The organism is Flavisolibacter nicotianae, from assembly GCF_003628535.1.
GTDB classification, from domain to species: Bacteria; Bacteroidota; Bacteroidia; order Chitinophagales; family Chitinophagaceae; genus Flavisolibacter; species Flavisolibacter nicotianae.
On the sequence record NZ_RBCI01000002.1, the window covers coordinates 585,664 to 597,406 of the forward strand.

Below are 11,743 nucleotides of genomic sequence, written 5' to 3' on the forward strand. Positions count from 1 at the left end.
ATTCAAGAAGCGGAATAAATGTGTATTTGTTCTTATCAAGAGAAAACGACCAATAATGGGATTTCAACGAAATGTTAAAAGCCTGGCTTTCTCTGATATAATACAGATTATACATTTGCGACCCTGACTTATTTGTACAACAATTTTTCTAAACCAAAAATCAAACATGAGAAAATTTCTGATGCTGATGCTGGGAGTGTTGCTGCTAAGCTCACAACTCCTGGCACAAAACCGGACCATTACCGGAAAACTAACCGATGAAAACGGGCAGCCGCTTGTGAATGCATCCGTTACCGTGAAAGGTACCAAAGCGGGAACCACCACCAATGCAAGAGGTGAGTTCTCCTTGAACGTTCCTGCTGATGGCAGAACACTTGTGATTTCTTCTGTTGGCTACCAGGCTAAGGAAATTGCAGTGGGTTCATCCAACACCATTACTGTTAGCCTTAGTTCTGAGTCACAAAATCTTGCGGAAGTGGTAGTAACAGGTTACGGTACACAGGCAAAAAAGTCGTTTACCGGGTCTGCCTCCAAAGTGAATGCGCAACAGATTTCTACCCTGATGACGCCTTCCGTAGACAAGGAACTGGGCGGAAGGGCTGCTGGTGTGCAGGTGACCAATTCCAGTGGTACCGTCAATGCGCCGGCAACCATTAGGATCAGGGGCATTCAGTCCATTAACCAGTCCAACCAGCCGCTGTTTGTGGTAGACGGTGTTCCCATCATCACGGGTAACCTGTCCGCGACGACGAACTCCAATGCGTTGGCCGACATCAACCCGGCGGATATCGAAAGCATTGAAGTGCTGAAAGATGGTGCTGCCCTGAACATTTACGGTTCAAGAGGTGCGGCCGGTGTGGTGCAAATCACTACTAAAAGAGGCCAGCGCGGCCAATTGAAAGTCAACTACGATGGCTTTGTCGGCTTTAGCTCGGCTGCCAAGCGGTACGCCTTGCTGGATGCCAGCCAGTTTGTTACCATTGCCAACGAAAAATCGGCCAATGCTGCAAACCCCGCTACAGCGCCCAAGGCGGGTATCAACCCCGGTGGTGTCAACACCGACTGGCAAAAAGAAGTGTTGGTGGATAATGCTCCTGTTGCCAATCACAATTTGAGTATTGCAGGAGGTTCCAATCGTACAACCTATTACATGTCGTTGAACTACGGCAGCCAACAAGGTGTAGTAAAAAGCAACTGGAATAAAACCTATCGTATCCGGGCAAACATCGACAACGAAATCAATAGCTTTATCCGGATTGGCAACAACATCACACTTTCCCGCCAGGAAAACCAGGATCAGAATACCGGCACTAACTCACTGGGCGGCGCCATTGCGTCCAGCATCCGCTTGTTGCCCAACGTGTCTCCTTATGATCCCAATAACGTAACCGGATTTAATATCAATTCGGCCAACCAAATACCGGCAGGCCCTAACTCACAGGGTATCGATGCCAACTGGTTTAACATTGCGTTTCTGCTCAAGAATAACCAATACTATTCCGAGCAGTTCCGGATTATTGATAACGCCTTTGTTGAACTCACACCGGTAAAAGGGTTGAAGTTGCGTTCGCAGTTCCAATACGATATGTTGAACGATTACGCTTACCAGCGCTGGGATCCCCGGCACGGTGACGGTTTCAGCAGCGTAGGTCTTGCTTATAACGCCGACCAGAATTTTGCCAACATGACCTGGCAAAACTATTTTAACTACAACAAGAGCCTGAACGCACACAATTTCTTCCTAACCGGCGGTTATGAAGTGACCAAAGGCAGAACAAAGTGGTTAAGCGCAACGGGAACAAACATTGCTGACCTGTTCTACCTGCAAAAAAATGTGATCTCGGGTTCTGCCTCGACGCCAAGCATTGGCGGTAATTACAGCGAGTCTGGCTTTGAGTCGTTCTTTGGCCGGTTTAACTACGACTACCGCAACCGTTATTTCGCCCAGGTGAGTTTCCGCCGCGATGGTCAAAGCTCTTTGGCCCCCGGTAAGAAGTACGGTAACTTCCCCGGTTATTCAATCGGTTGGAGACCGTCGGAAGAGTCTTTCTGGAGAAACAGTGTGTTTCTTACAAACACGTTCAGTGATGTTAAATTCAAAGCCTCGTATGCCACTGTTGGTAATGCCCTGGGAGGCCTGCCTTACCTGAGCACATTCGGTGCAGCACCCTATGGCAACATCAACGGTCTTGCTGTGAATGCAATCGGCAACCAGGACCTGCAATGGGAAACCAGTAAAAAATACGATGCAGGTATTGAAGTCGGCTTGTTAAAAGGGCGGATCAATTTTACCGCAGATTGGTTCCTGAACGACATTGATAATCTTGTGTTGAATGTGCCCACGCCGCTCAGTGCCGGTATCCCGGGTAACTCTATTCCGCAAAACATCGGGACTATGGAAAACAGGGGTATTGAATTAGGCGTTGATGCCTCGGTAGTCCGTAGCAAAGATTTCAGCTGGAATGTGAATGTGAACTTCTCCAGTGTGCAAAACAAGATGAAAAGCTTGTATTCGATTGGCGGAACACCCACAGAATTCATTCCGAACGGTTCTTACAACATCATTCGTGTAGGTGATCCGATTAACATCATTCACGGCTATCGCTTTGCAGGCGTCAATACGGCCAATGGGTATCCGATGTATTACAAAGCCGATGGCAGATTGGTGGTACGGAACGTTCCCAATGGTGCTTATTACTATATTAAGGACGCTAATGATGGTACCATTACATCGGCGAACCAAACGTCCATGACGTTTAACGATAGAACAAACCTGGGACAAGCCAATCCTACCTGGTATGGCGGCGTTACCAATTCACTGAGCTACAAAGATTTTGGATTGGACTTCATGTTCCGCTATTCCGGTGGCAACAAAATCATGAACATTACCCGTCAGGAAGCCCTGTTGGACCAGGCCTTTGTCAACAATGGCACAGAGATTTTGCAACGTTGGCAAAAGGCCGGCGATGTAACGACCGTCCCGAAGTTGATTTACAACCAGGGGAACGTGATCAATGAAACCGGTCTTGCGATTTCACGTTTTGTAGAGTCGGGCGATTACCTGCGGTTACAGAATGTGATTCTCCGCTACAACGTGAATGCATCTGCCTTGAGTAAGATCACCAATGGCCGTGTACAAAGCCTGCGCATTTATGCACAAGGACAAAACCTGCATGTGTGGACAAAATACTCCGGGGCCGATCCCGACAACCACACAACAGCCGGTTTGGAAAATCCCGGTTTACCTCCGCAGATCAGAACCTTTTCGTTTGGTTTGAACGTAGGCTTTTAATCAATTTTTTTCACTAGAAAACTATTAACACGATGAAGAAAATAAGTCTGATATTAATACTGGCTTCTGTCGGTGTTGTGAGTTGCAAAAAAGTTTTGGATACGCAATCGTATTCGTCCATCACCGATGCAACGGCCTTCGACACACCGGAAAGAGCTCTACTGGTACTGAATGGCGTGTACGATGCCGCACAAAGCGGTGGCTATAACGGTGGTACAGAAACAAGAGGTTATCCTTTTGGTTCGGCCAACATCGAGCAGGGTGACGTGAGAGGCGAAGATGTGATTAACGTGGCCGCCTTTTACCAGGCGACGTATGAAACCACGCACACGCCAACTTCTGCCAATGCGGTTGCCTTCTGGGACAATACCTACGGTATGATCAACAAAGCAAATGTTGCCATCGAAGGTTTTAAAAATGCCGGTACAAAGGGCACGCTGACTTCAGCGGTAGCCACACAATACGAGGCCGAGTGCCGTTTTTTGCGGGCGATGGGACATCATGAATTGGTGCTGATGTATGCCCGTCCTTATTTGGATGGTAATGGCAGCCAGCTTGGCGTTCCTTACAGGGACGTTGCCAACACAAGCGGCTCTGCTGTGGAGCAATTACGGACCATTCCTCGTCCAAAAGTTGCAGACGATTACCAGAAGATTTTGGCTGACCTGGATTTCGCTGAAGCCAATTTGCCGGCAGGCACGGCTGGTACGGCGATCAACACCTACCGGGCCACTAAAGCAGCCGCTATCGCTCTGAAAATGCGGGTGAAACTGCACATGGGTGATTATGCCGGTGTGATCACCGAAGGCAATAAACTGGTTCCGGCTATCGCTCCTTATGTTAGCCCGATCGGCGGTTGGACGTTAACGGCTACGGCTGACGGAGCCTTCAGTGCAACAGGTGGCGCCAATGCATCGAAAGAAAATATCTTTTCGGTCAAAAACGATCCACAGGATAACATCAGTGTGAACGGTTCGTTGCCCGGCCAGTTTGGCCCGACGAATTTGGGTGGCCGTGGACTGGTAGCTGTTTCACCCATAATCTGGAACAACACCGGATGGAAATGTGATGATAAAAGACGGACGCTGTTGTACACTGCAGGAACCAACAACAACGGTAAATCAAGCATACTTACGCTGAAGTACAAGGACTTTGTTACCCGGGGCGACTGGGCGCCGCAAATCCGTTATGCGGAGGTGCTGTTGACCCTTGCAGAAGCAGAAGCACGCCAGGGTACGGGTGTTTCACTAAGAGCGATTGACCTGCTCAACGCCGTGCGCAACAGGGCATTGGCCAACCCGGCGACGGATGCTTACACAGTCGCAAGCTTCGCTGATAAAGTAGCGCTGGTCCAGGCCATCCTGCTCGAACGCAGAATTGAATTTTTGATGGAAGGAAAACGCTGGGGCGATATTAGCCGCCTTTCAGGCGAAAATAACCCGGCCTATTCACCAGGTGGTGTTCCTGCCAAGGCGTCCAATGGTACGCAGGGAGCTGACATCTATGGTTGTGGCCTGGCCTATGCTCCCACAAGAGCTGCCATCCCATACAGTGATTACCGGTTCATTTGGCCAATCCCCTCAAATGAGGTAACGCAAAACCCGGTTGTTACACAGAACCCCGGTTACTAAGCCAATCAAGAACAAGCATAAAAAAAGACCGTCAGCCGACGGTCTTTTTTATATGTCATGCCTCAATTTATTTGATCACTTTCTGTAGTGTTTGGAGGATCTCCTCGCCGTGTAAATTTTCTGCAATGATGTTCCCCGCCGGGTCTACCAGCACGTTATAGGGAATGGCCTGCACGCCGTACAAAACCGCTGCAGCATTGTCCCAGAATTTCAGGTCGCTTACCTGCGTCCAGGCAAGGCCGTCCTGCTGGATGGCTTTTTGCCAGGCATCTTTGTTCTGGTCGAGCGACACGCCGAGTATCGTAAAATTTTTATCCTTGAATGCATTGTAAGCCTTCACCACGTTGGGATTGTCCTGGCGGCAGGGCTGGCACCAACTGGCCCAGAAATCCACCAGTACATACTTGCCCCTGAACTGGGACAGTGAAACCGGATTGCCATTGACATCGGGCTGCGAAAAATCCTGCGCCTTTGTGGACGGGAGATTTTTCTTTACGTTTTGCAGGCTGGCGTGGGCCGGAAATTTTTGGGCGGCCGCATTGATAATGTCGGCGATTTCCATTTTGCTAAAACCCTTGATGCCAAGATTGCTGGCCGTGTTTTGAAACGATCCCAGGGCATATAACACGAGTACAGGGCTTTTGCTGTTGGCGATAAACTCCTGTGCAAACGATTTCAGCTCGCTGGCCGTTGCTTCCACTTTGGCATACGCTGCACTCACCACGCTGTCGGGAGCACCGGCTTTTTGCAGCGAATCCATCTGCGCACCCTGTGCAAAAAGCTGCATGCCTTTCTGGTAAGAGGTCTGGTCGAAGGAAAGGAGGGCCGTTGTGGCCGGCGAATTCTTAACTGTGTAGGGTTCCGCCGTGTTGTTCAGGTCAGCCGACACAGTGATTTTTTCGGCATCGTTAATAAAAAACGCAAACGGCACCACCTTGCCCTGCAGCCGTAACTGGTAAAGGTTTTCCTCTTTGCTTTTTGCATTGAGCGTAAAGGAGCCATTGGTTTTGAGCGTGGCCGAATCGAGGATCGTGGGACGGCCATTGGGTGTATTTTCTTCGAGGTAAATAACGTTGGACGACGTGTTCTTCACGGTGCCGTCCACTTCCAGCGGTTTGCCGCCGGTCTGATTTTCTTTGCACGCCGCGAAACTGACAACGAGTGCAAAACCAAGTAATTTCTTCATGCGATTAATTCAATTTTTCGAGGATTTTCCGGGTGACTTCTTCCGCGTTTGCCTTGCCTTTGGAAAGCTTCATCACTTCGCCCACAAATAAACTCAACAACCCTTTTTTCCCTTTTTTATAGGCTGTTATTTTTTCGGCGTGTTTTGTTAAAGAGGCGTCAATCAACGTGTCGATCTCGTTTCCCGACTGCACCTGCAATCCCTGTTCCTGTATATACTGCCGAACGTCTGCTTCCGGATTGTTAAGGAGATGTGGAAAGATCTTTTGCGATGCGATACCGTAGGTGATCACACTCTCGTCGATCAGTTGAATCAGCCGGGCGATCGTTTCCGGCCGCACGGGAATGGTATCAATAGAAAGGTCGTTTTCGGCCAGGTAATTTTTAACGGGTCCAATGACCCAGTTGGCGGCTGCTTTAGCGTTGGCCGTTTCGTTGGCCACCTGCAGAAAATACGTGGCCAGTTCGATATCCTCCGACAGTTGCGAGGCGTCGTATTCGGACAGCTTGTGCTCCTGCAGCAGGTTGTTTTTTATTTCGCTCTGCAGCGGCGGCATGCTTTGCCGGATGGCCTCAATCTGTTCGTTGGTAACGATGAAAGGAGGAAGATCGGGTTCGGGAAAATACCGGTAGTCGTCTTCGTCTTCCTTGGTGCGGATGACATAGGTGGTGAAGGTCGAATCATCCAGTCCTTTTGTTTGCTGCAGGATGGTTTCGCCGCGTTTGTGTTTGGCAATCAGTGCTGCACTTTCCGACTCGATGGCTTTGCGGATATAGCGGATGGAGTTCAGGTTTTTAATCTCCACCTTGGTGCCTAGTTTTGGCTCCCCCTTTGGACGAACAGAAATATTGACATCGCAGCGCAGGCTTCCTTCTTCCATGTTGCCGTCGCAAACGCCCAAATGCCGCACCAGTTTGCGCAGCGTCGTCACATAGGCTGCCGCTTCTTCCGAACTTCGTAGATCGGGTTCTGTAACGATCTCCAGCAGCGGTGTGCCGGCCCGGTTGAAATCAAGTTGCGTATAGGCTGTTTCTCCTTCATGTACGCTTTTGCCGGCATCTTCTTCGATGTGGATGCGGTTGAGGCGAACGGTTCTTTTCTCGCTGCCAACTGTAATCTCCACGTATCCTCCTTTGCAGATCGGTGTAGTGTGCTGAGAGATCTGGTAGCCTTTTGGCAGGTCGGGGTAGAAATAATTTTTGCGGGCAAAATAGTTTTGCTGAACGATCTCGGAATGGGTGGCGAGGCCAAGCGTAATGGCCAGGCGAATCGCTTCCCGGTTCAGTTTGGGCAAGGTGCCGGGATGCGCCAGGGAAATGGCGCTGACCTGTGTGTTAGGCGGTTGGCCAAACACGATGGTGTCGCCGCAAAACAGTTTGGTCTTTGTGAGCAACTGTGCATGCACTTCCAGGCCGATCACAACTTCGTATCCGGTATCTGCATTCATGGTCAGCAAAAATAGCCTATCCAAACAAAAGCCCTGTCTAAAAAGACAGGGCTGAAAAAGACTGCACAATGAAACAAATTTGTGAAACGTCAGACCTGCGTTGTGAAAAAGAGAAACGGTTCATTTAACGTTCACTCCTGTTTCACGTTTGACCTTTCACGACTCCCGTTACAGGTCCACTGTTTTTATTTTCCTCGGAATTCTGACTTCGATTGTCTGGGTTTTGCCACCGCGGTTGATCTGCATTTTTACATTCGGCTGCTCTTTTTTCTCCCGCATCATTTTGGCAATGTCATCGGCGCTGTTTACAGGTTTGTCATCGACCTGCAGAATGATATCGCCTTCTTTGACGCCGGCTTTGGCCGCCGTGCCTTCGTCGTCAATGTCCAGCACTTTTACGCCTTTGCCATCGTCTGTGTCCTGTACGGACATGCCCAGCTTTGGTCCGCGGCCCGGTACATATAGATTGCCGGCAACAGGAGGCATGGCACGTTCAAACATGCGTTCATTCATATTCTCCCGCCATACCTGATCGGTAAGGACGCGGGGTGCTACCATGGTGGTCATGTTCACGCCTTTCCAGCGACCCAGTTCGGCGGTTGTTTTTTGTTCTTTGCCGTCGCGCAGGTAGGTGATGCTCACCTTTTCGCCGGGCTTGTGGGAACGAACCGTCTCTGTTACGTCGTCGGTGGTTTCAATTTTTTTGTTGTCGATTTTGGTGATGATGTCACCTTTTTTCAGTCCGGCTTTTTCGGCGGCACTTTCTTTCGATACCGACTGTATCTCGGCACCTTTTTCGTCGCCGTCCGTTACCACGCCCAGCATGGCTCGGTTAGAGTCGACCCGGAAAATCGAGGGTTGGTCAAAGTCGAAGTTGAAATTGAAATCGTTGTTGCCACGGCCCATGGCAATGGCGCCGGACCCCCGCAGGTTGTTGATGTGCACATTGACATCTTTGAGATCGGCGGCGTCTTTGCCGTTGATCTTGACTTTGTCGCCGTCGATCTCGATCACCGTTTTACCGGTTTCGTCGCCGGTACGCGTAATCACGATCTGTTGTTTCCGGGTCTTTGCTTTTTCCTTGTCTTTGGTTGTAACATCCTGCGCGAGCAGGGTAGCCGGAACAGCACAAACCAATAGGGCACCCAACATCAGTTTGGAAAGAAAACATTGTTTCATAAGCTGAATTCTTTTATTTTTTGACTACGTTTAATTTCGTAGATCAAATATAAGATGGATTCCTACATTACGAAACTTTTCGCAATTGTTAAAAGACGAGCGGTTTAAAGTGCGCCTTTAACGGTTGCAATCACTTGCCGGAGGTTCGAACTGTCCTGCCCGCCGGCCGTGGCTAATGTTTTCTGCCCGCCGCCACCACCTTTGATCAGCGGCGAAATTTTTTGCTTGATCAGGGCTGAAGCATCCAGGCCTTTTTCGGCCGCAATGGCATCATCGAAAAGCAGTACCACGCTGGCTTTGCCATCAATCGCGGCAGCAAGGGAGATGACAGGGTTGGGCACCGCGGCCTTCAGTTCAAACGCCAGCTTTTTCAGGGCGTCGGCGCTTGGAACGTCCACCACCTCGCCAATAAAATGAGCGCCATTGATGATCTCGGCTTTTTGCACCAGGCCGTCACGAAGCGCTTTGATCTGGGCAGCCTCGAACTTTTCCAGTTGCTTTTTCAGCGCCGCATTTTCATCGTAAAGAGAAACGATTGCCTTATTGAGGTCTTTCGGGTTTTTCAATGCTTCCCGAACCACACGGACAGTAAGGAACTGTTCCTGGATATAGTTTTCGGCGGTCAGCCCGCTAAGGGCTTCAATGCGCCGCACACCGGCTGCAACGGCCGCTTCGGATTTGATCTTGAAAAATCCCAGCTCGCCGGTAGCACCAACGTGAGTGCCGCCGCAAAGTTCAATGGAATAGGTTGGATCGATTGTCACGACGCGGACAAGGTCGCCGTACTTCTCGCCAAAAAGGGCCATGGCACCGCTCTGCACCGCTTCTTCTTTCGGCATTGTGCGAATGACGACGGGAAGGTTTTCGCGGATCTTTTCGTTCACCAGCCGTTCCACTTCGTTGATCTCTTCGTCGGTCATTTTGCTGAAGTGCGAGAAGTCGAAACGGAGGTAGTCGGCGTTTACCAGCGAGCCTTTTTGTGCCACGTGTGTGCCCAGCACCTTGCGCAGCGCCGCATGCAGCAGGTGGGTGGCGCTGTGGTGAATGGCGGTGGACTGTCGCCTGCCCGCATCCACTCTTGCCGTGACTTCTCCTTCCAGTGAAGACGGAAGCTTTTCAGCAAAATGGATGATCAGGTCATTTTCCTTTTTGGTATCGACAATTTTTACTTTTTCATTTTTAATGAGGAATTCTCCCGTGTCGCCAACCTGTCCGCCGCTTTCGGCATAGAACGGTGTTTTGTCCAGCACAATCTGGTAGGCTTCTTTGCCCTTGGCTTTGACCTTACGGTATTTTAAAACAGCCGCTTTTGCTTCCAGCGAATCATAGCCGACAAATTCGTTGCTGGTGCCTTCGTTCACCACGATCCAGTCTTCGGTATCGATGGCGGTTGCGGCCCGGGAACGGTCTTTTTGTTTTTGCATTTCGGCATTGAACCCTTCTTCATCTACAACAAAGCCAACTTCTTTGGCCATTAACTCTGTTAAGTCTTTAGGAAATCCGTAAGTGTCTTGGAGCTTGAAAGCTAAATCACCCTTCAATTTTCCAAATACAATATTTAGACTTTTCTGAATCTCTTCAAGTTGTTTTCGAAGGGGCTCAAAAGTTTTATCCCATGCTTGCTTTTGCTCCTTTAGCGTACTTGTAATGCCTTTTAATTTTTCAACTGTTTCCTTTGGTAACCCAATATTTGGGAGATTTCCCATTGAATCTTTTAAGGAGGTGAAAATGCTTTCATCAAATAACTTGATACCATTTTCCAAAGTCTTAAGAAATGCTTCCTCTTCTTCGCGGATCACTTTCGCTACAAAGGCTTCCTGTTGCTTCAATTCAGGAAACACGTTTTCAAATTGTGTGGCAATCACAGGCAGCAATTGGTAAAGCAAGGGCTGCTGGTAGCTCAAATAAGAATAGTAATACCGAACCGCTCTGCGCAAAATTCTTCGGATCACATAGCCGGCGCCGGTATTCGAAGGCAACTGGCCATCGGCGATGGTGAAGGAAATCGCACGGATATGATCGGCCAGCACACGAAAGGCAATGTCGCTTTTGGTATCGGTGCCGCTGTAGTCATTTTTGGTGATCTCCTGGATCTTCGCGATGGTGCCCGTGAAGATATCCGTGTCGTAGTTGGACTGCTTTTCCTGCAGCACCCGCACCAGGCGTTCGAATCCCATGCCCGTATCCACGTGTTTGGCCGGCAGGGGTTGCAGGCTTCCGTCTTTTAGCCGGTTGAACTGGATGAATACGTTGTTCCAGATCTCGATCACCTGCGGGTGATCAGAATTCACCAGGGTCTTTCCATCCACGCCGCTCCGTTCTTCATCCGGACGTGTGTCCACGTGAATTTCCGTACAGGGGCCGCAAGGACCGGTGTCGCCCATTTCCCAGAAATTGTCTTTTTTATTGCCCAACAAAATCCGGTCTGAAGGAATCCATTTTTTCCATTCGGCAGCCGCTTCTTCGTCTTTGGGCAGGCCGTCTTTTGCGTCGCCTTCAAACACCGTGACGTACAGCCTGTCCTTTGGAATTTTCAGCACAGCGGTCAGCAGTTCCCAGCTCCACTCGATCGCTTCTTTTTTGAAATAATCGCCGAAGCTCCAATTGCCCAGCATTTCGAACATGGTGTGGTGATAGGTATCCACACCCACTTCTTCGAGGTCGTTGTGCTTACCGCTCACCCGCAGGCATTTCTGCGTATCGGCAATGCGGGGATGCGGCGCAGGCCTGTTGCCCAGGAAATAATCCTTGAACTGGTTCATGCCGGCATTGGTGAACATGAGCGTGGGATCGTTCTTTACCACGATCGGTGCGGACGGCACAATCTGGTGGCCACGGGTCGCGAAGAAATTCAAAAAAGCGCTGCGGATCTCGGCACTGGTCATCACAATAAAAGATGGTTTTTTGCTTTTTATACTCTTATTTTGTCCCTCCTCGGTTTGAGGGTGAGCAAAGGTAAGGAGACGTGAGACGTGAAACGGCAAACGTGAAACAGGGAGGCACCTGAA

Annotated in this window: 6 protein-coding genes; 2 read left to right on the top strand and 4 right to left on the bottom strand. The window is 49.8% G+C overall.

Annotation, left to right across the window (positions count from 1 at the left end; translation table 11 throughout):
- The first annotated feature begins 166 nt into the window (after nt 1–166).
- Nucleotides 167–3,292 carry a SusC/RagA family TonB-linked outer membrane protein gene (locus D6024_RS07620; protein ID WP_121353983.1) on the top strand — a complete coding sequence of 1,042 codons (3,126 nt, stop codon included), beginning with the start codon at nt 167–169 and terminating at the stop codon, nt 3,290–3,292.
- Between the two features lie 32 nt (nt 3,293–3,324).
- Nucleotides 3,325–4,923, top strand: coding sequence for a RagB/SusD family nutrient uptake outer membrane protein (locus tag D6024_RS07625; RefSeq protein WP_121353984.1), 1,599 nt, complete (start codon nt 3,325–3,327; stop codon nt 4,921–4,923).
- 67 nt (nt 4,924–4,990) lie between these two features.
- Here the strand turns inward: D6024_RS07625 and D6024_RS07630 are convergent, their stop codons facing one another.
- From D6024_RS07630 to alaS, 4 genes are all read right to left on the bottom strand, one after another.
- Nucleotides 4,991–6,109, bottom strand: a complete 1,119-nt coding sequence (locus D6024_RS07630) for a TlpA disulfide reductase family protein (protein WP_121353985.1) — start codon at nt 6,107–6,109, stop codon at nt 4,991–4,993.
- Between the two features lie 4 nt (nt 6,110–6,113).
- Nucleotides 6,114–7,556, bottom strand: a complete 1,443-nt coding sequence (gatB, locus tag D6024_RS07635; RefSeq protein WP_121354158.1) for an Asp-tRNA(Asn)/Glu-tRNA(Gln) amidotransferase subunit GatB — start codon at nt 7,554–7,556, stop codon at nt 6,114–6,116.
- 168 nt (nt 7,557–7,724) lie between these two features.
- Entirely contained in the window at nt 7,725–8,735 is a 1,011-nt protein-coding gene (locus D6024_RS07640) for a PDZ domain-containing protein (RefSeq protein ID WP_121353986.1), read from the bottom strand.
- A 104-nt stretch (nt 8,736–8,839) separates the two neighbouring features.
- Nucleotides 8,840–11,620 (bottom strand): alanine--tRNA ligase, encoded by a 2,781-nt coding sequence (gene alaS / locus D6024_RS27215; RefSeq protein ID WP_121353987.1) that lies wholly within the window; start codon nt 11,618–11,620, stop codon nt 8,840–8,842.
- Nucleotides 11,621–11,743: the final 123 nt, after the last annotated feature.

Coding starts and splice junctions, on each gene's coding strand:
- D6024_RS07620 (WP_121353983.1), top strand. CDS start 167: ATGAGAAAATTTCTGATGCTGATGCTGGGAGTGTTGCTGCTAAGCTCA.
- D6024_RS07625 (WP_121353984.1), top strand. CDS start 3,325: ATGAAGAAAATAAGTCTGATATTAATACTGGCTTCTGTCGGTGTTGTG.
- D6024_RS07630 (WP_121353985.1), bottom strand. CDS start 6,109: ATGAAGAAATTACTTGGTTTTGCACTCGTTGTCAGTTTCGCGGCGTGC.
- gatB (WP_121354158.1), bottom strand. CDS start 7,556: ATGAATGCAGATACCGGATACGAAGTTGTGATCGGCCTGGAAGTGCAT.
- D6024_RS07640 (WP_121353986.1), bottom strand. CDS start 8,735: ATGAAACAATGTTTTCTTTCCAAACTGATGTTGGGTGCCCTATTGGTT.
- alaS (WP_121353987.1), bottom strand. CDS start 11,620: ATGACCAGTGCCGAGATCCGCAGCGCTTTTTTGAATTTCTTCGCGACC.